The organism is Halomonas sp. HNIBRBA4712 (genome assembly GCF_043558675.1).
Lineage (GTDB): Bacteria > Pseudomonadota > Gammaproteobacteria > Pseudomonadales > Halomonadaceae > Vreelandella.
Genome location: NZ_JBIFXR010000007.1, coordinates 81,039 through 104,424 on the forward strand (window position 1 = coordinate 81,039; position 23,386 = coordinate 104,424).

Sequence of the window (23,386 nt, forward strand, 5' to 3'; positions counted from 1 at the left end):
ATGTTGCAAAAGGCAGCGCCCCCACTACCCTCCCTGGATTCACGACTCACGACTCACGACTCACGACTCACGACTCACACCTCAGCGAAGCGCACTACTCGCCGCCCGCGTAATGTAAAGAATCTCGACGTGGCCCAACCACTCGATGTCGCTGGCCATGGCCTTGAGCTGGCTTGCCAGGCACTGGGGCGGTTGGTGGACCGGGTCGCTGATGATGAGTGACACCGATACCTTGCTGTCCAGGTAGTGAAGCTGTAGCTCGGTTAGTGTGCGCCAGACCGGATGGGCGTACCAGCGCGCGTCGAGCGCGGCTTCCACTTCCGGGCGCAGCGGTAGCCCGGGTAGCTTGCTCGGGTCGCCTTCGCCGGCGTCGTCTTCCGGGTCGATGTGGAAAATCACGTCGGTGAGCAGCGGAAACTCGTGGCGCAGCCGGCGGCTCACTTCGTTGCCGATTTCGTGGGCTTCCGACACGGTGATCGTCGGCCCGACCACGATATGCAGATCGACCATCACCCAGCCCGCCGACTGGCGCGTGCGCAGATCGTGGACGCTGTCGACGCCGGCCACGCTGCAGGCCACGTCGTGCATTTGCTGCTGGACGTTTTCCGGCAGTGCGGTGTCGACCAGCTCGCGGGCGGATTGCCACAAGAGATCCCAGCCCACCTTGCCGACCAGAAGCCCCACTACCACGGCAGCCACGGCGTCCAGCCAGCCGGCGCCGAACTGCGCGCCGAGAAGCGCTACCAATACCACGGCGGTGGAGAGCGCGTCGCTGCGCGAGTGCCAGGCGTTGGCCTCTAAAAGTTTCGATTTCACTTCTCGCGCTACGCGCATGGTGTAGCGGAATATCCACTCCTTGCTCGCGAGCGCGGCGACGGTAATGGCGATCGCGACCACCCCCGGGGCGTTGACGACTTCGCCGGTGATCAGCCGGTCGACGCTCGACCAGGCGATTGCCCCGGCCACGAAGATCAAAATACTGCCGAGTAGCAGCGTGGTCAGCGTTTCGATGCGCCCGTGGCCGTAGTGGTGGTCGTCGTCCGGCCCCTGACGGCCGTAGTGAATACCGGCGAGCACGAAGCCGTCGGTGACCAGATCCGAAAGCGAATGGATACCGTCGGCGATCAGCGCCGCCGAGCCGACCAGAAAACCAACCGCGACCTTCACTACGCTCAGAAGGGCGTCGAGCCAGGCGCCGACGTAGGTCACCCGTTTGGCTTTCTGGTGATCGAGTGTATGGTTTTGAACCACTGGCGATTCTACGGTCTCAGACATGGGGTCCCTGCAGGGGCGTACACGTTTGATGGCTCTTTTCTTGATAGATCTTTGTCGATAGCGCTTTGTTGATAGGGCTTGATCGACAGGGATCCATTGTAGCGTAAAGCGGCGTTATCCATACCCCCGACGCTTGTTTCCGGACGGACAAACGCCGGGGGTATGTGTATTCTTGCGCCTCTGCAGGGGCATGTCGATTAGATAAAGAAACGCAATAGGATCCTCGATGGATTGGCTTCAGGTGGTAGTGCTGGCGGTCGTACAGGGGCTGACCGAATTCTTGCCCATTTCGAGCTCTGCTCACCTCATTCTGGTTCCGGTATTGACCGACTGGGACGATCAGGGCTTGGCCTTCGACGTCGCCCTTCACCTGGGCAGCCTGAGCGCCGTCATCGTCTACTTTCGCCATGAGCTATGGCGAATGACCGCCAGCACGCTGGCAACGCTTGGCGGGCGCGGCGTCAACCGTGACGCTGCGCTGGCGCTCTGGGTCGTGGTGGCAACGCTTCCGGTCTGCGTGGTCGGCTTTCTGCTTCAGGACGTGGTCGAAGGCTACATGCGCTCGACCCTGGTGATCGCCGCGGGCCTGATCGTCTTCGGCCTGGCGCTGGGCTACGCCGATCTGAAAAAGCGCGGCGCTCGCTCGGAGTACGACATGGGCCTGAAAGACGCGCTGGTGATCGGCGTCGCCCAGGTACTGGCGCTGATCCCCGGCACCTCGCGCTCGGGCATCACCATCACCGCCGCGCTGATGGTCGGGATGAGTCGCGAAGGCGCCTCTCGCTTCTCGTTTCTGCTCTCCATTCCTGTCATCATACTCGCCGGCGGGCTCGAGGCCTTCAAGCTGGCAAGTGCTCAGGTGGCGGTCGATCTCACGGCCATGTTCTGGGCCACGCTCCTCTCCGGGGTAAGCGCCTACCTGTGCATCCACTACTTTCTGGCGGTGATCAAGAAGCTCGGTATGCAGCCCTTCGTGATTTATCGCGTATTATTCGGCCTGTGGCTTTTATGGTTTTTCTATTTTTAACCGCCGATGTCAGCGGCTGATTTTTCCAAAAGAGATTCTGCATGAACACATCTTCGCCGAGCGCTGCCCGGGTCGCGCGTACTCTCCCCCTCGTTTGGCTTCTCGCGCTCGGGCTCCTGGCGGGCTGTTCGGAAAGCGACCGGCCGCTCGAGTCGCCGGTACGCCTGGAAGGCGGCATCTTCGGCACCTTCTATCAGGTCACTTTGGTCGACCCGCTTACCCAGGGTGAGGCTCAGGCGCTCGAGGAAGGCATTCTCGCCGAGCTCGAAAGCGTCGATCAGGCGATGTCGACCTACCGCGACGACTCGGAGCTGATCGCTTTCAACCAGGCGCCGCTCGACGAGTGGCAGCCGCTCTCCAACGAGCTGATCGAGGTGATGGCGATCAGCCAGTCGGTGGCCGAGGCGAGCAACGGCGCCTTCGATATCACCATTGGCGAACTGGTCAATCTGTGGAGTTTCGGCCCCGAAGCGCGCCCTCAGGAGATACCCTCCGAGCAGGAGCTCGATGAGCGGCTTTCGCGTATCGGCTTCGATGCCCTCGAGGTGGACACCCAGGCCATGCAGGCACGGCGTACCCGCGATGTCTTCGTCGATCTTTCCGGGGTCGCCAAGGGCCACGCCACCGACCGGGTGGCGGCGTATCTCGACCGCGAAGGGATCGAGGACTACCTGGTCAACCTGGGCGGCGATCTGATCTCTCGCGGCCATCGTAACGAGGCCGACCAGGAGCCCTGGCGCATCGGCATCGAAGTGCCGCGCGACGGCCGGCCGGAGGCTCAGCACATCATTCCGCTGGAGTCGCTGTCGGTGGCCACCTCCGGGGACTATCGCCACTACTTCGAGGCCGACGGCCAGCGCTACTCGCACACCCTGGACCCGCGCACCGGGCGCCCGATCACTCACCGTCTGGCGTCGGTGTCGGTGTTTCACCCATCGAATGCCTGGGCGGATGCCTGGGCGACGGCGCTGTCCGTCGCCGGCGAAGAGGCCGGCATGCAGATGGCCGTGGACAACGAGCTGAGCGTGCTCATGTTGGTCAGCGACGGCGACGGGCAGTGGCGTAGTCTCGCAAGCCCCGCGTTTGCCGACTACTTCGGCGACGACCTGATACAGACGCTGGGCGTGGAGACCTGGCACGCTGAACCGACCCCCGCTTCAACAGGGAATTAACATGCAGGAACTCGATATCGTCATTCTCGCCGCCGGCAAGGGCTCGCGCATGCGCTCGCAAACGCCCAAGGTGCTGCACACCCTGGCCGGCAAGCCGCTGGTCCAGCACGTGCTCGACACCGCCGCCGAGCTTTCCCCCACCCGCACCCACGTGGTGATCGGCCACGGCGGTGAGGCGCTGCGCCAGGCGCTCGCGGGCCAGAACGTCACTTTCGCCGTTCAGGCCGAGCAGAAGGGCACCGGCCACGCCGTGGCCCAGGCCCAGGCGCAGTGGGGAAGCGGCAAGGTGCTGGTACTCTACGGCGACGTGCCGTTGATCGAGATTGATACGCTCTCGGCGCTGCTCGAGCGGGTCGACGATAGCCACATGGGGCTTTTGACCGTGACCCTGCCCGACCCGACCGGCTACGGGCGCATCAAGCGTAACGCGCAGGGCGAGGCGGTGGCGATCGTCGAGCAGAAGGATGCAAGCGCTGACGAGCTTGCCATCACCGAGTGCAACACCGGCATCATGGCGATGACCAGCGCGCAGCTGACGCGCTGGCTGCCCAGGCTTTCCAATCAAAACGCTCAGGGCGAGTACTACCTGACCGACGTGATTGCGCTGGCAAGCGAGGAGGGCACCCGGGTGTGCACCGCCCAGCCGCAAAGTGCGCTCGAGGTCGAAGGCATCAACAACCGCGCCCAGATGGCAAAACTCGAGCGCGCCTACCAGCGCCGGCTCGCCGAGGCGCTGATGGAGCAGGGCGTGGCGCTGGCCGACCCGGCGCGGCTTGACGTGCGCGGTACGCTGACCTGCGGCGAAGACGTCTTCATCGACGTCGGCTGCGTGTTCGAAGGTAACGTGGTACTGGAAAACGGCGTAAGCGTCGGCCCCTACAGTGTGATCAAAAACAGCACCCTGGGCGCCGGGAGTAGGATTGACAGCCACAGCGTGATCGAGAATACCGTAAGCCTTGGGAGCAACCAGGTCGGCCCCTTCGCCCGGCTGCGCCCGGGCACGCGGCTGGCGAAAGACGCCAAAATCGGCAACTTCGTCGAGACCAAGAATGCCGAAGTGGGTGAAGGCAGCAAGATCAATCACCTGAGCTACGTCGGCGATGCCACCCTGGGCCAGGGCGTGAACGTAGGCGCGGGCACCATCACCTGTAACTATGACGGCGCCAACAAGCACCGCACCGTGATCGAGGACGAGGCGTTCATCGGCTCCAACAGCGCGCTGGTAGCGCCGGTTCTGATCGGCAAGGGCGCAACGGTCGGCGCCGGCTCGACGGTGACGCGCGACGTCGACGACCACGCGCTGGCGCTGACGCGTAGCCCACAAACCCAGAAAACGCCCTGGGCTCGCCCGGTCAAAAAAACCTCTTGATCACTAAAAACGCCAAGGAGTAAGCCATGTGTGGCATCGTCGCCGCGGTTGCGCAGCGCAACGTACAGGAAATTCTGCTGGAAGGGCTCCGACGCCTGGAGTACCGCGGCTATGACTCCGCCGGCATGACGGTGCCCAACGGCGGCCACCTCCACCGTCACCGGGCGGTGGGCAAGGTGGCCGCGCTTGCCGAAAAGCTCGAGCGCGAGCCGCTTGCCGGCACCTTCGGCATTGCGCACACCCGCTGGGCGACTCACGGCACGCCGGTCGAGGCCAACGCGCACCCGCACCACAGCTCGGAGCGAGTCGCGGTGGTGCACAACGGCATCATCGAAAACTTCGAGCCGATCAAGACGCGCCTTGAAAGCGACGGCTATGCGTTCAGCTCGCAAACCGATACCGAGGTCATCGCTCACCTGCTCGACGAGCAGATTCGGGGCGGCGCGGACGTCTTCGAGGCGACCCGCGAGATCGTCTCCCAGCTCGGCGGTGCCTACGCGCTGGGTGTGATCTCGAGCCAGCAGCCGGGTGTCGTGGTCGGCGCCCGTCAGGGAAGCCCTCTGGTGGTGGGCGTGGGCATCGACGAGGCGTTTCTCGCCTCGGACCCGATGGCGCTATTGCCGGTGACCGACCGCTTCATCTACCTCGAGGAAGGCGATCTGGTGGTGCTGCGCGAGCACGGCAGGATTCAGGTGGTCGATTGCGAGGGCAACCCGGTCGAGCGATCGATTCAAACCTTCGAGCACGGCGACGGCGCGGCGAGCAAGGGCGAGTACCGCCACTACATGCTCAAGGAGATCTTCGAACAGCCCAAGCTGATCGGCGCGGCGCTGGAAGGTCGGCTGGGCCGTGACGGCGTGCTGATCGAAAGCTTCGGCCCCGAGGCGCTTGCGCTGTTCAAGAATACACGTCAGATCCATATCGTCGCCTGCGGCACCAGTTTTCATGCCGGGATGGTCGCGCGCTACTGGCTCGAGCGCTACGCCGGCGTGCCGGTACAGGTCGAGGTCGCTTCGGAGTATCGCTACCGCTGCCCGGTGGTGCCCGAAGGCACGCTGTTCGTCACCCTCTCCCAGTCCGGCGAAACCGCCGACACCATGGCGGCGCTGCGCTTTGCCAAGACGCTTGGCTACGTGGGCACGCTTGCGATCTGCAACGTGCCGGGAAGCTCGCTGGTGCGCGAATCCGACGTGGCGCTGATGACCCGCGCCGGCCCCGAGATCGGCGTGGCCTCGACCAAGGCGTTCACCACCCAGCTCATCGCGCTGATGCTGTTGACGCTGTCGCTCGCCAAGGCGAAGCAGCGCGGCGACTACCCCGAGATCGTCGAAGTGCTGCGCACGCTGCCCACGCTTTGCCAGCAGGTGCTGGCGCTGGATGGCCAGATCGAGACGCTCTCCCAGGCCTTCGCCGAGAAGCACCACGCGCTGTTTCTCGGCCGTGGCGCCCACTACCCGGTGGCATTGGAAGGCGCGCTCAAACTCAAGGAGATCTCCTATATCCACGCCGAGGCGTACCCCGCCGGCGAGCTCAAGCACGGGCCGCTGGCGCTGGTGGATAGCGAAATGCCGGTGATCTCGGTGGCGCCCAATGACGATCTGCTCGAGAAGCTCAAGTCGAACCTGCAGGAAGTGCGCGCCCGCGGCGGGCAGCTCTTCGTCTTCGCCGACGAGAACGTCGGCATCACCGAGCAGGAGGGCGTTCAGGTACTCACGCTGCCCCACGTACACGAAGCGCTGGCGCCGCTGCTCTACACGCTGCCGCTACAGCTTCTGAGCTACCACGTGGCGGTGTTGAAGGGCACCGACGTCGATCAGCCGCGCAACCTGGCCAAGAGCGTCACCGTCGAATAGCGTTTATAAGAATAGCGCTTATAAATAGCGACTAATCGACTTTGCAAGACGCAGCGAATTGGCGCATCGTAGGCGCTACCGCTGCGTTGCAACACGTCGTTAGTGTGCTTATCATTTGGCGGTGTCTCCCTCAAAATAAGCCCAGGATCTCGCCGCCATGACTCCATCGAACGTCCTCGCAACCCGGTGCTCCAACCGCCGGGGCGCTTGGCTGTTGATTTCGTTTCTGCTTTTCGCCTTCCCTTCGCTCGCCCTCGCCGCCCCCGGCTCCATCGATCTCACTACCACCGCCGCCGGTATTACCGCCGTCGTGCTGTTTATTCTCGCCTACGCGCTGGTGATGTCGGAAGAGATCATTCACATGCGCAAGTCCAAGCCGGTGCTGGTGGCGGCGGGGCTGATCTGGGCGATCATCGCCTGGGTCTACGTACAGGCGGGCCTGCCCGAGGAGTCGGAAACGGCGTTTCGTGAAACGCTTCTGGAGTACACCGAGCTTCTGCTCTTTTTGCTGGTGGCGATGACCTACATCAACGCCATGGAAGAGCGCCGCGTATTCGATGCGCTGCGCGCGTGGCTGGTGCGCAAGGGCTTCAGCTACCGCAGCCTTTTCTGGATCACCGGCGTGCTCGCCTTTTTCATCTCGTCGATCGCCAACAACATGACCACCGCCATGCTGATGTGCGCCGTGGTGCTGAAAGTGGCCGAAGGCGACAACAAGTTCATCGGCCTTTGCTGTGTCAACGTGGTGGTCGCCTCCAACGCCGGCGGCGCTTTCAGCCCCTTCGGCGATATCACCACGCTGATGGTGTGGCAGGGCGGCCAGGTGCCGTTCATGGGCTTTTTCGTCCTGTTGATCCCGGCAATCGTCAACTTCGCCGTGCCGGCGGTGATCATGAATTTCTTCATTCAGAACCGCCAGCCTGCCGCACTTACCGAGAACGTCTGGCTCAAGCGCGGCGCGCGGCGCATCATCGCGCTGTTCTTGCTCACCGTGGCCATTTCGGTGCTGTGCCACTCGATTCTCTACCTGCCGCCGGCGATGGGCATGATGTTCGGCCTCGGTCTTCTGCAGTTCTTCGGCTACTACCTGCGCCGCAGCCTTCCGCGCTCGCTCGAGCGCAAGCGCGAGCGCTACTCGCGCCGCGGCGACTGGAAAAAGCTCGAACAGCTCGGAAGCGTAGTGCCTTTCGATATCTTCAGCCGGATCGCCCGCTCCGAGTGGGACACGTTGCTGTTCTTCTACGGGGTCGTTTTGTGCGTCGGCGGCCTTGGGTTCATGGGCTATCTCGCGCTGCTCTCGGAAACCCTCTACGGCGGCTGGAACCCGGTCTGGGCCAACGTAGTGCTGGGGCTGATATCGGCGGTGGTCGATAACATCCCGGTGATGTTCGCCGTGCTCTCGATGGCGCCGGACATGTCCGAAGGCAACTGGCTTCTGATCACCCTGACCGCCGGCGTCGGCGGTAGCCTGCTCTCGATGGGCTCGGCGGCGGGTGTGGCGCTAATGGGCCAGGCGCGCGGTATCTACACCTTCGCGGTGCATCTGCGTTGGGTGCCGGCGATTCTGCTCGGCTACGCCGCCAGCATCGCCGCCCACCTGCTGATCAACGCCTCGCTGTTCTAGGGCCCGCTGGTCGGGGCCTGACAGGCCATGGTGGAGGTGTCGTCGTGGAAGGGCGCTTGTGCTCATGAATGTTCCAGGTATGGCTACCCGCTAACAAAAAACCGCCCTCGATCGAGGGCGGTTTTCGTATGCGCGTACCGGACCGGGCTTACAAATCGTGGCCGGTGATCACCTGGCAGATATCGGCGAAGCTGCTCGCCATGGGCACGACGGTGTTGGAAATCTTGCCGCTTTCGCCCTTGCCAATGGCGTTCTGAATATCGGTGACCGAGATCAGACCGCGTACGCTGAGCGCGTGTTCGTCGTTATGCTCGGTGACCAGCAGGTGCTGCTCGGTAAAGCTCTCCATCGACAGGATCAGATCCTGAATGCTTTGCGACTTGAGGTGCTCCAGTGGCATGGCGCTGAGCTTTTCCCAGGGCGTCATGATCATCTCCGCAGTCACTTCTTCGCGGTCGATCTGGCGCTGCTGCATGGCCAGATTGACGCGGCGGGTGCCGATCACTTCCTTGGACGTCAGTACGCCGATGCAGTGGCCTTCCGGGTCGATGACGAACAGCAGCCGCACGCCGCCGTGACGCATCTTCAGATGGGCATCAGTGATCGGCGTGTCCGAGGCGACCGACTGCGGGGCGACCTGCTGGAAATCGGTGAGCAGTGAAAGCGCGGGGCTTTCCGGCGTCAATTCTTTCGCCCTGGGGGTCGTCAGAAACGGGGTCTGGCCGAACTGGACAAGGGGTTTGGGCGTGCGAACCATCAGATTCATGACAGTAACTCCGTAGCAATCAATGACAGGCAACCAATCCTGTTTCCGTACTTTCAGAGTTACACGAAATTCTTATCGCAACCTTAAGGGTGTCCAAACTTTGTTAAATGGTGGTGATAACCTCGCGCTATGACGGTGGCAGTGGCGCCTGACGCGGCAAACTCACGCGCACGCGAAGCCCGCCGCCGGGCGCATCCTCCAGGCTCAGCTCGCCGGCGTGGCGCTTGACCAGGCGCTCGACGATCGAAAGCCCGAGGCCTGCACCGGCACCGGGGCCGCCGCGCTGGAAGCGCTCCATGACGCGCTGACGCTCGCTCTCGATAATCCCCGGCCCCTGATCGTCGACGATCACGGTGATGACCTGGGGCGATGATGTCAGCGTCACGGTGACGGTGCTTTGGGGCGGGGCGTGCTGTAGCGCGTTGCCCACCAGGTTCTGGATCAGCGTTTCGATGGCGCCGGGCTCTTCGTCGAAGGGAAGCGCCTGATCGCTTGCGTTGAGCAGAAGCTGCTGGCCGCGCCGGGCGGCGAGCGGCGAAAGTTTCGCCAGCGTCTCGCGGGTCTCGAACGCTACGTCGACCCGGCGAGCCGGGGCGGCGTCCACGTCCGGGTCGAGCCGCGCCAGGGTCAGCAGCTGGCCGACCAGCCGGGTGGTGCGGGCGACGCCGTCGCGCAGCAGCGTCAGCGACTCCTTGCGATCACGAGCGTCGTTCGAGGCGAGCGCGTTCTGGGCGTGCAGGTCGAGCACCGCCAGCGGCGTGCGAAGCTCGTGGGCGGCGTCGGCAATGAAGCGCTTTTCACGCACGCGAAGCCGTGCGATGCGCGCCAATAGCCGGTTGATCGCGCCGGCGATGGTGTCGAGCTCCAGCGGCAGTGGGGTGATCGAGAGCGGCTTGAGGTTGTCCGGGTCGCGGTTTCTGATCTGCTCGGCCATGCGCGAAAGCGGCGAAAGCCCCCAGCCGATCGCCCACCATAAAAGCGCCGTGAGAAGGGGAAGACCCAGCAGATCCGGCAGCAGGGTGCGAAATGCCACCCGGCCGATCAACTCATCGCGCAGATCCTCGCGCTCGCCGACGATCACCCGCCGCTCGCTGCCTGCCACGTCAAGCGCGAACAGGCGCCACTCCTGGCCCTCGATGAAGCGCGAGGAGTAGCCTAGCGGCTGCTCGCTGAGTGGCGCCTGGGGCGCTCCCATCGAGCGCAGCAGCAGCGTATCGGCTTCCCAGAGCTGAAAGACCAGCTGGCTTTCGTAGCGGTGGCCGGGCGCGGCGTTCGGGGTGCGCTGCGCCTCGCGCAGCGCGCGGGAGAGGCTTTCGAGCAGCACCGCTCGGTCGGCCTCGGGCAGCGGCGCCTGTAAAAGACCCTCGAGCAGGCGCGCGTTCTGCGAAAGGCTGGCGTCGTAGAGCTCCTCGATCTCCTGAGCGGCGTAGCGGTAGCTGATGAAACCGATGATCAGCATACTGAGACCGAACACCAGCAGCGTCAGGCCCAGGGTGCGCTGGCGAATCGACTTCACGAGGCGGCCTTGTCCATCACGTAGCCAATGCCGCGCACCGTGCGCACCGCATCGCTGAAGAGTTTCTTGCGCAGGTGGTGCACGTGGACCTCGATGGCGTTGCTCTCGACGTCCTCCTCCCAGCCGTAAAGCAGCTGGGTGAGCGTGTCGCGGGTGAACACGCGCCCCGGATGGCTCATGAACTCCTGCAACAGCGTGAGCTCGCGGCGCGATAGCGCCACCTCCTGGCCCTGATAGGTGACGCTCAGCGTATCCGGGTCGAAGACGATACCGCGGCAGGTGAGCTGCGAGCTGGCCTGGCCCTGGCTTCGGCGCAACAGCGCGCGCAGGCGCGCCTTGAGCTCCTCGACCTCGAAGGGTTTGGTGAGGTAGTCGTCGGCGCCGGCGTCGAGCCCGGCGATGCGGCTATCGACGCCGTCGCGGGCGGTCAGTACCAGCACCGGCACCTGCACGCCGGCGCGCCGGGCGCCTTCGAGCACCGTCATGCCGTCGAGCCGGGGAAGGCCCAGATCCAGAATGACGGCGTCGAAGACTTCCCTTTTTAAAGCGTTCAAGGCCTCGGCGCCGTCGGTAAGATGGTCGACGGTATAGTGTTCGGGCTTCAGCGCCAGGCGAATCCCCGACGCCAGGCTGGGGTCGTCCTCGACCAGCAGTATACGCATATAAGCCCAGCACTCCTTTCATTCACGGCGGGCTTCCGCCTCCTGTCGGAAAAGCTAACATGCCATGTCACGAGACGTTCGACCACTGTTGCGTCACGCCGTGCCCTTTCGAGCGCCGCCGTGAAGCGCTGTTGCAGCTGGCGGCGGTGCATGACCCGGCGCAACAGCCGGCGCTTTCAGCGGCGCTGGCCCAGGCCAAGGCCACACCAACCTTCGACTGGCAGGGGCTTTGGGTGATCATGTGCGGTGCGCGCATCGAATCCGCGCTCTGGATCGAGCCGCTGGCAGAAGCGACCGCCAGGCTCTGGCTGCCCGCCTCACGCCACGACGGGCTCCAGGCGCTTTTGAGCGCCGCCTGGCACTGGGCCCAGACCCGCGGCGTCACGCTTTGTCACGTCATTCTCGACGCCGGGCAGTTCGGAGTTGAAGCCGCGCTCAAGGCCAGCGGCATGGCGCTTCTGAGTACCCTCGAGCAGCTTCAGGCTGCGCTTTCACCGCCGCCGCCGACGGGGCACATGCTCGCGCTTTCACCCTTCGATGCGCTCTCTCGCGACCAGCAAAAAGCGCTTTTACAGGGGATCGGCGAAGGCTCGCTCGACTGCCCGGCGCTGCGCGAGGCGCTGTCGGTCGAGACGTTGCTCGGCGGCTTCGAGGCGCGGGCAGCGCCGTCGGCGCGGCACTGGTACCGGGTGACACGGCGTGGCGACACTATCGGCGCGCTGCTGCTCAACGCTCACGATGCCAGGCATTGGGAGCTGCAGCTGATGGGGCTTTTTGAACGCTGCCGAGGTCAGGGGCTGGGCGCCGAGCTTCTGGCGCTTTCGAAACGCGTCGCTTTTGACGACGGGGCGAGCACGCTTTCGCTGACCCTCGATGCGGGCAATCTGCCTGCCCGAAAGTGCTATGCGGCGGGCGGATTCGCGGTGCAAGCGCGTCAGCGGCTCTGGGCGTGGAAGCGCTAAGGTCTTGCTTGTGTGAAGGATTCGTCAACATTTGGATTTTTACTCTATACTGAGGGCGTTCCAACGGACGGCTTTTTCACTCATGGAGGACATCCAATGAAGATCATTCTCGGTATTATCGTATTCATCTTTCTCGTCGGCCTTCTGACGCTGACCGGCGTGTTCAAGCTCATCTTCTAGCAACTGAACGGCCCTGGCCGGCGCAAGGAGTCGACGGTGAATCGCAACCGTATGGCGGGGCTTTGGTTGGTCGTTCTATCCGGCACGGCCCTGGCCGACGAGGCGCGCTTGCACGAGGGCGAGGCGGTGTACGACCGGCTCTGCATGGCGTGCCACCAGACCGGCGTGGCCGGTGCCCCGATATATGGCGATGAAGAGAGCTGGTCAGCGCGCCTGAACCAGGAGTTCGAGACGCTTTCACAACACGCCATCGACGGCATCGGCGCCATGCCGCCGCGCGGCGGTAACCCCAATCTGAGCGACGATGAGGTACGCGCGGCGACGTACTACCTGCTCGAGCCGGTCATGGCGGCGCCTCTGGAAGCAGAACCGCTGGAAGCAGCACCTCTGGAAGAGGACGAGCCTTCCGAGGCGCTGGATTCCGAGACGCCTGAACCCGAAGCCCCACCTTCCGCTTCTACCGCTACCCGTAACGAGAGCGCCGCCGCGCAGGATACGCTCGATGGCGAGGCGCTCTATTCCCGCGCACGCTGCGCTACCTGCCACGCCACCGGTATCGCCCGCTCGCCGAAGCTGGGCGACCGGGATGCCTGGGGCGAACGGCTGGAGCAGGGGCGCGAGGCGCTTTATAACAGCGTGATCTTCGGTAAAGGCGTGATGCCGCCGCGCGGCGCGAGTACCGCCAGCGACGACGAGCTCAAGGCGATGGTGGACTACATGATCGAGCGCGCCCGCTGAGTTTCGGGTCAAGCGTATTCAAATTATCCACACCCGTTCATTTCAAAGTGGATGTGGATAACTTCTTTTTCTTCGCACCTACCCTAACAGCGAGCGCAGCCCGGCGATCGCGTCCTTGCCGCGCGCCTGTTTCTTGTCCGGGTCCTCCTTGTCGGCGCGGCCTTCCCACTCCAGATCCGCTTCGGGCAGCTCGTCGAGAAAGCGGCTCGGCTGGCAATCCATCAATTCGCCATAGGCCTTGCGCTGGCGGGCGAGCGTCATGGTCAGCGTGCGCCGGGCGCGGGTAATGCCCACGTAGGCCAGCCGCCGCTCCTCCTCCACCGTGCCGACCTCGATGGCGTTTCTGTGCGGCAGAAGATCTTCCTCGAGCCCCATCAGGTAGACGTGGGGAAACTCCAGCCCCTTGGAGGCGTGCATGGTGAGTAGCTGTACCCGGTCGGAGTCGTCCTCTTCGGCCTGCTGCTCGAGGATGTCGCGCAGTACCAGCCGCGATATCGCCGCTTCGACGCCGTCGGTTTCCGTGGCGGTCGAATCGGCGTCCTCTTCCGGATCACGATTGAGCGACTTCTCCAACTGATCGATCAGAATCCAGACGTTGGCCATGCGCCGTTCGGCGACGGTCGGGGCGCTGGCGTTCTGGTAAAGCCAGGCCTCGTAATCCATGTCGCGCAGCATGTCGCGGATCGCGGCGATGGCGTCGCCCTGGTCCATGCGTTTTCGCACGCCGTCGATGAAATGGGTGAAGCGGGCAAGGCGCTCCGTGGCGCGGGTCGGCAGCACCTGCTCGAGCCCCAGCTCATGGCAGGCGGCGAACAGCGAGATCGAGCGCTCGGTGGCGTAGTTGGCGAGCTTCTCGACGGTGCCTGGCCCCACCTCCCGGCGCGGCACGTTGACGATGCGCAGAAAGGCGTTGTCGTCCGCCGGGTTGATCAGAAGGCGCAGGTAGGCCATGGCGTCCTTGATCTCGTTGCGCGAGAAAAACGACGTGCCGCCGGAGAGCTTGTAGGGAATCTGGTAGTGCTGCAGCTTCAACTCCAGAAGCCTGGCCTGGAAGTTGCCCCGGTAGAGCACCGCGAAATCGCGCCATTCGGCGGACTCCTTGATGCGGCGGGTGAACATGTCGCTCGCCACCCGTTCGGCCTCGGCCTCCTCGTGGCGGTTGACCACCACACGAATCGGCGCGCCGTCGCCCATTTCCGACCACAGCGTCTTGTCGTAAACGTGGGGGTTGTTGGCAATCAAGGTGTTGGCCGCGCGCAGGATGGTGCCGGTGGAGCGGTAGTTCTGCTCGAGCTTGATCACCTTGAGCCGGGGGAAATCCTCGCCCAGCGTCACCAGGTTTTCCGGGCGCGCCCCGCGCCAGGCGTAGATCGACTGGTCGTCGTCGCCGACCACGGTGAAGGTGGCGCGCTCGTCCATCAGAAGCTTTACCAAAAGATACTGCGAGACGTTGGTGTCCTGATACTCGTCCACCAGCATGTAGTGGATCTTGCGCCGCCAGCGGGCCAGTGCCTCGGCATCGTTTTGCAGCAGCACCACCGGCAAGAGGATCAGATCGTCGAAATCCACCGCGTTGTAGGCCTTCAGATGGCGGTTGTAGGCCTCGTAAACGCGGGCGGCGAACTGCTCGTCCTCGTCCTCGGCAAAGGAGAGCGCGGCACCCGGCAGCACCAGGTCGTTCTTCCAGGTGGAGATCCTGCCCTGCACCGCGTTGATCTGCTCGGCGTCGACCTGGGCGTCCTTGTTCATCAGGTCGCGCAACAGCGCCTTGGCGTCTTCCGGGTCGAACAGCGAAAAGCCCGGCTTGTAGCCAAGCGTTTTCAGCTCGCCGCGGATGATATTGAGCCCCAGGGTGTGGAAGGTGGAGACGGTCAGCCCGTGACCTTCGCGGCCCTTGAGCATCTGGCCCACGCGCTCTTTCATCTCGCGGGCGGCCTTGTTGGTGAAGGTGACCGCGGCGATTCGGCGCGCGCTCATCCCGCACTCCTTCACCAGGTAGGCTATCTTGGTGGTAATGACGCTGGTCTTGCCCGAGCCTGCCCCGGCCAGCACCAGACAGGGGCCATCGATGTACTTCACGGCCTCACGTTGGCGGGGATTCAAGCCGTTCAGACGAGACGCGATCGAGGACATGGCGACAGTACCAGGCAGGGAAGAGTGGGCCGTATCATACAGGCCACCCCGTACGCGATGAAACGCCCGGGAATTTGAAAATTATTTACCGATATAAGGCGAAAGTCCTACAAGAGCTTGTATAATGCGCGCCCAGCAAATGATCAACCCGAATGATCAAGCCCCGTAGACTTTGAATGACCGCCGGTCGACTCTTCGATCCGGCGGTCATGCGTATTGAAAGCCCAGGGCGCGTTCTGACCCTGTCGGCGCGATGGCCTGGAAGGAGACCGTGATGAACCGACGCGAAGCACTTCGCTCTCTGGGGGCGATGACCGCCTCCGTAACCGTCGCCCCCTATCTGGGCGCCGACGAAATCCGTAACTTTCCCCAATCGACGCAGCTCGACGGCGAGTTCATTCCCACGCCCTCCCACGTGGGCGGGCTGCAGGTACTCAACGACGACGCACGCCGGCGCACTCTGGCCGCTGCTTTTGATCGTTTGATTCCCGGTGATGAGCTCGGCCCGAGCGCCACCGAGGCGGGCTGCATCGAGTTTCTCGACGGCCAGCTCGCTGGCCCCTGGGGCGAAGGCGCGACCATGTACCGCGAAACGCCGCTTCAACCCCACGCCGAAGAGCTCACCCAGGCGCCGCAGTTCATCGCCACGCCGCGCGAGCGCTACGAAACCGGCCTCGATGCGCTCAATGACTGGACCCGCGACAACGACGGCGCCGAGTTCGCCGAGCTTGCGCCCGAGCGCCAGGATCAGATTCTGAGCGACATGGAGCAGGGCAACATTGATCTTGGTCAAGGCGTTCACACCCAAGCGTTTTTCGAAATGATGCTGGTCAGCGTGCGCGAAGGTTACTTCTCCGACCCGATCTACGGCGGGAACCGCGACATGGCGGGCTGGAAGCTGATCGGCTTCCCCGGCGCGCGCTACGACTACCGCCTCTACGCCGATCACACCGGTGAAAAGCTCGACCTGATTCCGGTGAGCCTGATTCCCCAGGATTGATCGAGCGGCGACAACGCAACGCATACTTAAAAAAATTCAGTAGGAAAAGACCATGGCAAGCAAGCGACCCAAAGCCGACGTCGTCATCGTCGGACTCGGCTGGTCCGGCGCCCTGATGGCGGAAGAACTGACTCGCGCGGGGCTCAACGTCGTCGCGATCGACCGTGGCGCCTGGCAGGACACCTCGACCCATACGCCGCCGGCGGTCGACCCGGACGAGCTGCGCTGGAGCAGCCGCAAGGAGCTTCTGACCCCGCCGCGCGACAATACCCTCACCTTCCGCAACCGGCTGGACCAGGTGGCCGTGCCCCAGCGCGACTACGGCATCTTCGAGCTGGGCAAGGGGGTCGGCGGCGCCGGTTTCCACTGGGCCGGCATGGCCTGGCGCTTCTCGCCCTGGGATTTCGAGGTGCGCACCCGCACCATCGAGCGCTACGGCATGGAGCGCGCCGAGGACGGCGAGCTACAGCTGCAGGATTGGGGCATCACTTACGACGAGCTCGAGCCGTTTTACGATCGCTTCGAGCGCATCGCCGGGATCTCCGGCACCGCGGGTAACCTCAACGGCGAGATCAAGGCGGGCGGCAACCCCTACGAGGGTGCGCGTACGCGGGATTACCCGACGCCAGCGCTCAAGACGCTGCGCATGATGGAGATCTTCAACGACGCCACTAACGAGATGGGGTACACCCCGTTCACCATTCCGGCGGCGAATCTTTCCGAGCCCTGGGTGAACCCCTTGGGCGTGGCGATGGGCGCGTGCACCTACTGCGGTTTTTGTCTCGCCTACGGCTGCGGCAACTACTCCAAGTCCTCGCCCCAGGCGTGTATTTTCCCGGCGCTGATGCGTCGCCCCAACTTCAGCGTCATCACCAAGGCGTGCGTGACCCGCGTCAACAAGGCCGCCGACGGCGAGACCGTGACCGGCATTACCTACATCGACGAAGGCGGCCGCGAGATCGAGCAGCCGGCGGATATCGTCTGTCTGACTGCGTTCATGATCGACAACACCCGCATTCTGCTCAACTCTGAAATCGGCCAGCCCTACAACCCCAATACCCGCGAAGGCGTGGTAGGGCGCAACTTTTCGTTCCAGACCATCTCCGGCACCCATATGTGGTTCGAGAACGAGCAGATCAACCCCTTCGTCGGGGCGGGGGCACTTGGCTCGCAGATCGACGACTTCAACGGCGACAACTTCGACCACTCGGATCTGGACTTCATCGGCGGCGCCGGCATTCTGACGCTTTCGCGCGATGGCCTGCCGATCGCCCGTGCCGAGAGCCTGCCCGAAGGCTCGCCGCGCTGGGGGCAGGGCTTCAAGCAGGCCTACGCCAAGTACTACCAGAACTACGGCATCCTGTTCAATCAGGGTAGCTCCATGCCCACGCGCACCGGCTACCTGGATCTCGACCCGAACTACAAGGACAAGTTCGGCGTGCCGCTTCTGCGTTTGACCTACGACTACGCCCAGAACGATCGCAACATGGCGGCTTTCACCATGGAGCGCTCCAACGAGATTGCCCGTCAAATGGGTGCTTCGCACATCACGCCGTTCAACTACGCCGACAAGCCCTTCACCACGGCCAAGATCGCCTCGGATCACGTCATCGGCGGCGTACCGATGGGCGCGGACCCGGCGACCTCCGCGGTCAACCCGTGGCTACAGAGCTGGGATGCCCACAACCTGTTCGTGGTCGGCGCCTCCGCCTTCCCCAACAACGCAGGCTACAACCCCACCGGCACCGTCGGCGCACTGGCGATTCGTACCGCTCGCGCGATCCACGAGCGCTACGTTCAAAACCCCGGCCCCCTGGCGGAGAGCTAAACGATGTCGACATTCAAGAAAACGGCGATCGTCGTTGGCGTTGCCGCGGTAGTGGCGGCAGTGGGGGTCGGCGTGTGGGCCTGGCCCACCTTCGATACCTCGCGCTCGGATGTGGCCGACGACCAGACGCGGCTTGCGGACTTCACCAGCGACGACCAGGAGGCGATCGCGCGCGGCGAGTACGTGATGCGCCTGGGTGACTGCATGGCGTGCCATAAGGAGGATTTCGGCGGCGGCTACACGGTCTCCACGCCGTTTGGCGGTATCGTTGCCTCCAACATCTCGCCGGACATCGACACCGGCATCGGCGAGATGACCGAGCGCGACTTCTTCAACGCCCTGCGCCAGGGTATTGGCAGCGACGGCTTTCTCTACCCGGCGATGCCCTACACCGCCTACGCCAAGCTGACCGACCAGGATATGCACGACCTGTGGGCCTACATGTCCACCGTCGAGCCGGTCGATCAAGAGATCAGCGAACTCGACGATCTCGGCTTCCCCTACAACATTCGCCTGGCGATGCTGGGGTGGAACGCGCTGTTCTTCGACAACGAAGGGTTCGACGAGCGTCCGGACCAGGCCGAGATGATCGAGCGCGGCCGCTATATCGTCGACGGCCCCGGCCACTGCGCGACCTGCCACACCGCACGTAACGCCCTCGGTGGGCCGACAAGCGACGGCTACCTGGCCGGCGGGCGCCTCGATATCTGGTACGCGCCGGACATCTCCTCCAACCCGCACACCGGCGTGGGCGCGACCAGCGCCGACGAGCTGGTCGAATACCTGAAAACCGGCGCCAACAGCGTAAGCTTCGCCACCGGCCCGATGGCCGAGGCGGTCGAGCACTCGACCCAGTACCTGACCGACGAGGACCTGCAGTCGGTAGCCGAGTACCTGCTGAGTACGCCTGAGTCGAACAACGCGCGCCCGGAGCCGATGACCCTGGACGATCAGGGCCCCAAGAGTGGCGCGCTGGCCTATGAAGTGAACTGCTCGGCGTGCCACGGCGTGGCCGGGGAAGGCATGGCCAACGTGGCGCCGGCGTTTGCGGGTAATAACGCGCTTCTGGCTGCTGATGCCACCAACCTGATCCACGTGATGCTGATGGGCGGGCGCGCGGCGCACACTCAGGCGCGCCCGACCGGCGCCGGTATGCCGTCGTTTGCCTGGAAGATGAACGACGCCGAGATCGCCACGGTGCTGGATTACATCCGCAACAGCTGGGGCAACGCCGCCGAGCCGGTCGATGTCGAGCGCATCAGTGAGCTGCGCACGCAGCTCGATGCACGCGACAAACTGCCCACTCCCCAAAACGCCTCGCGCGGGTAGACTAGCGCGGGCTCAAGACGTCTCCCGGGCCCGCTCTGGAGGCGAAAAGGGCAGAATCATGTTCGACGTAGCGCTGTTCGAGCCGCGCATGGCGCCCAATACCGGCAACATCATGCGGCTGGTGGCCAACAACGGCTGCCGGCTGCACCTGATCGAGCCGCTGGGCTTCGATCTCGAGGAGAAGAAGCTGCGCCGCGCTGGGCTTGACTACCGCGATCTGGCCAACGTCACGCGCCACCGCGATTTCGCCGCTTTCCTCGAGGCGATGGGGGAGCGCCGCCTCTGGGCGATCACCACTAAAGGCACCAGGGCGCACAGCGAGGCGACTTTCGCGCCGGGTGACGTGCTGCTGTTCGGCTCGGAAACCGGCGGGCTTTCGAGCGAGGCCCACGCCGCGATCGCCGATTCCCGGAAGCTGCGCATTCCCATGCAGCCGAACAACCGCAGCCTCAATCTCTCCAACGCCGTAGCGGTGGTGAGCTATGAGGCCTGGCGCCAGCAGGGCTACGCTGGCGCCGAGGATTAGTCGGCGCTAACGCCGTAACGGTCGCGATAGGCGCGCACCGCCTCGGCGTAGGCGAGCATCTCGCCGCCTGCGTGCTCTTCGAGATATTCAAGTACCTGCTCGAGAGTGACGATACTCACCACGGGCATGGCGTATTCGGCGGCGACCTCCTGCAGCGCGCTCTTCTCGCCTTGGCCGCGCTCCTGGCGGTCCAGCGCGATGATCACGCCGGCGGCGCGGGCGCCTTCGGCGTCGATCAGCGTCATCACCTCGCGAATGGCGGTCCCGGCGGTGATCACGTCGTCGATGATCAGGATGTCGCCGGCAAGCGGCGCGCCGACGATATTGCCGCCTTCGCCGTGGGCCTTGGCTTCCTTGCGGTTGAAGGCGTAGGGCATGTCCCGGTCATGATGGTCGGCCAGCGCCGCGGCGGTGACGGCGGCCAGCGGAATGCCCTTGTAGGCCGGGCCGAACAGTACATCGGCGGCCAACCGGCTCTCCTCGATCGCCTGGGCGTAGAAGCGGCCGAGCTTGGCAAGTGCCCGTCCGGCCTGGAACAGGCCGGCATTGAAGAAATAGGGGCTGACACGCCCGGACTTGAGCGTGAACTCGCCGAATTTGAGAACGCCCTGCTCGATAGCGAAGGCAATGAAGTCGCGCTGGTAGGGTTGAAGGGTCGAAGCCACGGCGGTGTTCTCTCGAGAGTAGGTGGGTGAGCGTAACGATATTAAACGGGCAGACAGGCCGATTGAGCCTGCCTATTTACCCAAACGTCTAAACGTCGGGTATCATACCGCAGCGACGCAAAAGGGACGATTTATGAAAATTGCCAGCATTAATGTCAACGGTATCCGCGATGCCGTCGACCGAGGCTTCCTGGACTGGCTGGCTCAGCAGGACGCCGACGTGGTCTGCGTGCAGAACCTGAAGGCCAAGAGCTTCGAGCTCGGCGACCATATCCTCTATCCGGAAGGCTACGAAGGCTACTTCCTGGACGCCGAAGAGGACGGGTTTTCAGGTGTAGGGCTTTACTGTCGCAAGATTCCCAAGGCGATCATGTACGGGCTGGGCTTTCCCCAGTGCGACCACGAAGGGCGCTTTCTGCAGGCGGACTACGACCGCTTCAGCATCGCCACTTTCCTGATGCCGGACGGCTCGGATCAGAAGGCCAAGCACGCCTTCATGGAGCAGTACCAGGAGTACCTGACCAAGATGTCGCGCAAGCGCCGCGAGTACATCATCTGCGGTACCTGGCACATCGCCCACAAGACCGTGGATCTTGCCAACTGGTCCGACAACCAGCTCACCTCCGGCTTTCGCCCGGAAGAGCGTGCCTGGATGGATCAGGTGCTCGGCCCGACAGGTTTCATCGACACTTTCCGCGAGATCAACCGCGACGCCGGCGAGTACACCTTCTGGCCGAAGCTCGACCAGGACGTGCCGCGTAGCCGTCAGGAAGGCTGGCGCCTCGACTACCAACTGGTCGGCCCCAACTTCCGTCGCCACGTGGTCGACGCCTGGATCGACTACGACGCTACCTTCTCCGAGTACGCCCCGCTGATCGTCGAGTACGATCTGGCGCTGTAAGGGCGCGACTTCCCGCGTCGCACCGGCCATGAGTCGCCAGCAAAAGGCCAGTATTACGCTGGCCTTTTGCCCATCCGGCGCTAACGCCTAGCCGCGAATCCCCAACGCCTCGCGCTGGTGGCTGCGTAGTTCCTCGCCGGCCTTTTCGGCAAGATCGAGCATGGCGTTGAGCTCGGCGCGGTTGAACGCCTTGGCCTCGGCGGTGCCCTGCACCTCGATCAGCTCGCCACTTTCGGTCATCACCACGTTTAAATCGGTCTCGGCCTTGCTGTCTTCCGGGTAGTCCAGATCCAGCACCGCCGCGCCCTGGTAGATGCCCACCGAAATGGCGCTGATCAGCTGCTTGAACGGGTCGCTCTTGATCTTCTTCTCGCGCTGCAAGTAGCGGATCGCATCGACCAGCGCCACGCAGCCGCCGGTGATCGCCGCGGTGCGGGTGCCGCCGTCGGCCTGGATGACGTCGCAGTCCAGGGTAATGGTGAACTCGCCGAGCTTTTTCAGATCGACCGCCGCGCGCAGGCTGCGCCCGATCAGCCGCTGGATCTCGAGCGTGCGCCCGCCCTGCTTGCCGCGGCTGGCTTCGCGTCCGCCCCGGGTGTGGGTGGCCCGCGGCAGCATGCCGTACTCGGCGGTCACCCAGCCCTGATTCTTGCCGCGCAGCCAGCGCGGCACGCCGGCCTCCACGCTTGCGTTGCACAGCACTCTGGTATCGCCGAACTCCACCAGCACCGAGCCTTCGGCGTGGCGGGTGTAGTCGCGGGTCAGGCGAATATCGCGCAGCTGGTTGGCCTCGCGGCCGCTGGGTCGAACAACGTCGGGTCGCATGGTACCTCTCTAACGCGCGTTGAGCGCATGATGCGTAAAAGGCGCCCATTGTACACGCCCGCGCCGCGCAAACCCGCCTCATCGGGTAGACTGGCGCAAATGGGCTCTCAAAAGGATCGCTTCGATGAGCACTTCCCGCCACGTACACAGCATGACCGCCTTCGCCCGCGCCGACCACGCCGCCGCCTTCGGCACCTTCCAACTCGAGCTGCGCTCGGTGAACCAGCGCTACCTGGACCCGCACTTTCGCCTGCCCGACGCCCTTCGCGAGCTCGAGCCCGCCTTTCGCGACGCGCTGCGAACGCGCCTGGCCCGCGGCAAAATCGAGTGCACGCTGCGCTTTGAAGCCCTCGCCGAAAACGCGGCCCCCAGGGTCAACCACGCCCGCCTGCAAGAGCTCGCCGACGTGCTCGCCACCGTTCAGGCCCAGGTACCCGCCGCCGAGGCGCCCACCACGCTTGCGCTTCTGAACCACCCCGGGGTGCTGGAGACCCCGCACCAGGACATGGAGGCGATCAAGGATGCCGCACTTGCGCTGTTCGACCAGGCGCTCGATGAACTGATCGAGGCCCGCGCCCGCGAAGGCGAAAAGCTCGGCGAAATGATCGTGTCACGCCTTCACGCGGTCGACGAGCAGGTGCGCCGGGTGCGCGAGCTGCTGCCGCAAATTCTCGAACGCCAGCGGACGCTTCTGCTCGAGCGTCTGGAGGCCGCCAGAACCGAACTCGACTCCCAACGCCTGGAAGCGGAGCTGGTGATAGTGGCGCAAAAGCTGGATGTCGCCGAAGAGCTCGACCGCCTCGACACCCACGTCCAGGAAGTGCGCCGCCAGCTCACGCAAAAAGGCCCCCAGGGCCGTCGGCTCGATTTTCTGATGCAGGAACTCAACCGCGAAGCCAACACGCTCTCATCGAAATCCGCGGTCGCCGACACCACTCGCTGCGCGGTGGAACTCAAGGTGCTGATCGAACAGATGAGGGAGCAGATTCAGAATATTGAGTGATAGCGCTGTGTTTGCTCCCTGTATCTCATGAG

General features: G+C 64.1%; 20 protein-coding genes. 13 read left to right on the plus strand and 7 right to left on the minus strand.

Translation table 11 applies throughout. The annotated features are described in order from the left end of the window. Window positions 1–81: 81 nt before the first annotated feature. A complete protein-coding gene (locus ACGK9R_RS13840) occupies window positions 82–1,275 on the minus strand; it encodes a cation diffusion facilitator family transporter (RefSeq protein ID WP_394582206.1) in 1,194 nt (397 codons plus the stop codon). Window positions 1,276–1,501: 226 nt separating this feature from the next. On the opposite strand from ACGK9R_RS13840, the gene ACGK9R_RS13845 reads away from it, so the two are divergent. From ACGK9R_RS13845 to nhaD, 5 genes are all read left to right on the plus strand, one after another. Continuing rightward, the gene (locus ACGK9R_RS13845) at window positions 1,502–2,302 is read left to right on the plus strand and encodes an undecaprenyl-diphosphate phosphatase (RefSeq protein ID WP_394582208.1); all 801 of its coding nucleotides are present in this window, start codon (window positions 1,502–1,504) and stop codon (window positions 2,300–2,302) included. A 41-nt stretch (window positions 2,303–2,343) separates the two neighbouring features. Beyond that, complete coding sequence (locus ACGK9R_RS13850; protein WP_394582210.1) at window positions 2,344–3,474, plus strand: FAD:protein FMN transferase; 1,131 nt, start codon at window positions 2,344–2,346, stop codon at window positions 3,472–3,474. A gap of 1 nt (window position 3,475) precedes the next feature. Further along, window positions 3,476–4,843, plus strand: a complete 1,368-nt coding sequence (glmU, locus tag ACGK9R_RS13855) for a bifunctional UDP-N-acetylglucosamine diphosphorylase/glucosamine-1-phosphate N-acetyltransferase GlmU (RefSeq protein WP_394582213.1) — start codon at window positions 3,476–3,478, stop codon at window positions 4,841–4,843. Window positions 4,844–4,869: 26 nt separating this feature from the next. Further along, window positions 4,870–6,696 carry a glutamine--fructose-6-phosphate transaminase (isomerizing) gene (gene glmS, locus ACGK9R_RS13860; RefSeq protein WP_394582215.1) on the plus strand — a complete coding sequence of 609 codons (1,827 nt, stop codon included), beginning with the start codon at window positions 4,870–4,872 and terminating at the stop codon, window positions 6,694–6,696. 157 nt (window positions 6,697–6,853) lie between these two features. Then, window positions 6,854–8,320: a sodium:proton antiporter NhaD gene (nhaD, locus tag ACGK9R_RS13865; protein ID WP_394582218.1), complete on the plus strand. Its 1,467-nt coding sequence runs from the start codon at window positions 6,854–6,856 to the stop codon at window positions 8,318–8,320. Between the two features lie 148 nt (window positions 8,321–8,468). Here the strand turns inward: nhaD and ACGK9R_RS13870 are convergent, their stop codons facing one another. From ACGK9R_RS13870 to ACGK9R_RS13880, 3 genes are all read right to left on the minus strand, one after another. Beyond that, entirely contained in the window at window positions 8,469–9,086 is a 618-nt protein-coding gene (locus tag ACGK9R_RS13870) for a CBS domain-containing protein (RefSeq protein WP_394582220.1), read from the minus strand. Window positions 9,087–9,213: 127 nt separating this feature from the next. After that, window positions 9,214–10,602 (minus strand): ATP-binding protein, encoded by a 1,389-nt coding sequence (locus tag ACGK9R_RS13875; RefSeq protein WP_394582222.1) that lies wholly within the window; start codon window positions 10,600–10,602, stop codon window positions 9,214–9,216. Beyond that, entirely contained in the window at window positions 10,599–11,264 is a 666-nt protein-coding gene (locus ACGK9R_RS13880; protein WP_394582224.1) for a response regulator transcription factor, read from the minus strand. Before ACGK9R_RS13880 ends, ACGK9R_RS13875 begins: the two co-directional genes overlap by 4 nt. A gap of 59 nt (window positions 11,265–11,323) precedes the next feature. Here ACGK9R_RS13880 and ACGK9R_RS13885 point away from each other — a divergent pair, with 59 nt between their 5' ends. Continuing rightward, window positions 11,324–12,226: a GNAT family N-acetyltransferase gene (locus ACGK9R_RS13885; protein ID WP_394582226.1), complete on the plus strand. Its 903-nt coding sequence runs from the start codon at window positions 11,324–11,326 to the stop codon at window positions 12,224–12,226. A gap of 216 nt (window positions 12,227–12,442) precedes the next feature. Continuing rightward, window positions 12,443–13,144 (plus strand): c-type cytochrome, encoded by a 702-nt coding sequence (locus tag ACGK9R_RS13890; protein ID WP_394582228.1) that lies wholly within the window; start codon window positions 12,443–12,445, stop codon window positions 13,142–13,144. 78 nt (window positions 13,145–13,222) lie between these two features. On the opposite strand, the gene rep is transcribed toward ACGK9R_RS13890, so the two are convergent. Then, the gene (rep, locus tag ACGK9R_RS13895) at window positions 13,223–15,277 is read right to left on the minus strand and encodes a DNA helicase Rep (RefSeq protein WP_394582230.1); all 2,055 of its coding nucleotides are present in this window, start codon (window positions 15,275–15,277) and stop codon (window positions 13,223–13,225) included. Between the two features lie 274 nt (window positions 15,278–15,551). Between rep and ACGK9R_RS13900 the strand changes: the two genes are divergently transcribed. From ACGK9R_RS13900 to ACGK9R_RS13915, 4 genes are read left to right on the plus strand one after another with little or no spacing between them, the layout of a single operon-like run. Further along, complete coding sequence (locus tag ACGK9R_RS13900) at window positions 15,552–16,277, plus strand: gluconate 2-dehydrogenase subunit 3 family protein (RefSeq protein ID WP_394582232.1); 726 nt, start codon at window positions 15,552–15,554, stop codon at window positions 16,275–16,277. A 52-nt stretch (window positions 16,278–16,329) separates the two neighbouring features. Continuing rightward, window positions 16,330–18,105 carry a GMC family oxidoreductase gene (locus ACGK9R_RS13905; RefSeq protein ID WP_394582234.1) on the plus strand — a complete coding sequence of 592 codons (1,776 nt, stop codon included), beginning with the start codon at window positions 16,330–16,332 and terminating at the stop codon, window positions 18,103–18,105. A 3-nt stretch (window positions 18,106–18,108) separates the two neighbouring features. Beyond that, entirely contained in the window at window positions 18,109–19,434 is a 1,326-nt protein-coding gene (locus ACGK9R_RS13910) for a c-type cytochrome (protein WP_394582236.1), read from the plus strand. 58 nt (window positions 19,435–19,492) lie between these two features. Further along, window positions 19,493–19,960, plus strand: a complete 468-nt coding sequence (locus tag ACGK9R_RS13915) for a tRNA (cytidine(34)-2'-O)-methyltransferase (protein WP_394582238.1) — start codon at window positions 19,493–19,495, stop codon at window positions 19,958–19,960. On the opposite strand, the gene pyrE is transcribed toward ACGK9R_RS13915, so the two are convergent. Further along, complete coding sequence (gene pyrE, locus ACGK9R_RS13920; protein ID WP_394582240.1) at window positions 19,957–20,625, minus strand: orotate phosphoribosyltransferase; 669 nt, start codon at window positions 20,623–20,625, stop codon at window positions 19,957–19,959. The genes ACGK9R_RS13915 and pyrE overlap by 4 nt on opposite strands. 133 nt (window positions 20,626–20,758) lie before the next feature. On the opposite strand from pyrE, the gene ACGK9R_RS13925 reads away from it, so the two are divergent. Next, a complete protein-coding gene (locus ACGK9R_RS13925; protein WP_394582242.1) occupies window positions 20,759–21,526 on the plus strand; it encodes an exodeoxyribonuclease III in 768 nt (255 codons plus the stop codon). Window positions 21,527–21,613: 87 nt separating this feature from the next. On the opposite strand, the gene rph is transcribed toward ACGK9R_RS13925, so the two are convergent. Beyond that, window positions 21,614–22,351: a ribonuclease PH gene (rph, locus tag ACGK9R_RS13930; protein WP_394582244.1), complete on the minus strand. Its 738-nt coding sequence runs from the start codon at window positions 22,349–22,351 to the stop codon at window positions 21,614–21,616. Between the two features lie 124 nt (window positions 22,352–22,475). Here rph and ACGK9R_RS13935 point away from each other — a divergent pair, with 124 nt between their 5' ends. Continuing rightward, window positions 22,476–23,354, plus strand: coding sequence for a YicC/YloC family endoribonuclease (locus ACGK9R_RS13935; RefSeq protein ID WP_394582246.1), 879 nt, complete (start codon window positions 22,476–22,478; stop codon window positions 23,352–23,354). The last annotated feature ends 32 nt before the right edge of the window (window positions 23,355–23,386 follow it).

Bases quoted from the DNA above. Each gene is read 5' to 3' on its own strand.
- ACGK9R_RS13885 (WP_394582226.1), top strand. From the start codon at position 11,324: ATGCCATGTCACGAGACGTTCGACCACTGTTGCGTCACGCCGTGCCCT.
- glmS (WP_394582215.1), top strand. From the start codon at position 4,870: ATGTGTGGCATCGTCGCCGCGGTTGCGCAGCGCAACGTACAGGAAATT.
- ACGK9R_RS13870 (WP_394582220.1), bottom strand. From the start codon at position 9,086: ATGAATCTGATGGTTCGCACGCCCAAACCCCTTGTCCAGTTCGGCCAG.
- rep (WP_394582230.1), bottom strand. From the start codon at position 15,277: ATGTCCTCGATCGCGTCTCGTCTGAACGGCTTGAATCCCCGCCAACGT.
- ACGK9R_RS13905 (WP_394582234.1), top strand. From the start codon at position 16,330: ATGGCAAGCAAGCGACCCAAAGCCGACGTCGTCATCGTCGGACTCGGC.
- ACGK9R_RS13925 (WP_394582242.1), top strand. From the start codon at position 20,759: ATGAAAATTGCCAGCATTAATGTCAACGGTATCCGCGATGCCGTCGAC.
- rph (WP_394582244.1), bottom strand. From the start codon at position 22,351: ATGCGACCCGACGTTGTTCGACCCAGCGGCCGCGAGGCCAACCAGCTG.
- ACGK9R_RS13935 (WP_394582246.1), top strand. From the start codon at position 22,476: ATGAGCACTTCCCGCCACGTACACAGCATGACCGCCTTCGCCCGCGCC.
- nhaD (WP_394582218.1), top strand. From the start codon at position 6,854: ATGACTCCATCGAACGTCCTCGCAACCCGGTGCTCCAACCGCCGGGGC.
- ACGK9R_RS13845 (WP_394582208.1), top strand. From the start codon at position 1,502: ATGGATTGGCTTCAGGTGGTAGTGCTGGCGGTCGTACAGGGGCTGACC.
- ACGK9R_RS13915 (WP_394582238.1), top strand. From the start codon at position 19,493: ATGTTCGACGTAGCGCTGTTCGAGCCGCGCATGGCGCCCAATACCGGC.
- ACGK9R_RS13880 (WP_394582224.1), bottom strand. From the start codon at position 11,264: ATGCGTATACTGCTGGTCGAGGACGACCCCAGCCTGGCGTCGGGGATT.
- ACGK9R_RS13840 (WP_394582206.1), bottom strand. From the start codon at position 1,275: ATGTCTGAGACCGTAGAATCGCCAGTGGTTCAAAACCATACACTCGAT.
- glmU (WP_394582213.1), top strand. From the start codon at position 3,476: ATGCAGGAACTCGATATCGTCATTCTCGCCGCCGGCAAGGGCTCGCGC.
- ACGK9R_RS13910 (WP_394582236.1), top strand. From the start codon at position 18,109: ATGTCGACATTCAAGAAAACGGCGATCGTCGTTGGCGTTGCCGCGGTA.
- ACGK9R_RS13850 (WP_394582210.1), top strand. From the start codon at position 2,344: ATGAACACATCTTCGCCGAGCGCTGCCCGGGTCGCGCGTACTCTCCCC.
- ACGK9R_RS13900 (WP_394582232.1), top strand. From the start codon at position 15,552: ATGAACCGACGCGAAGCACTTCGCTCTCTGGGGGCGATGACCGCCTCC.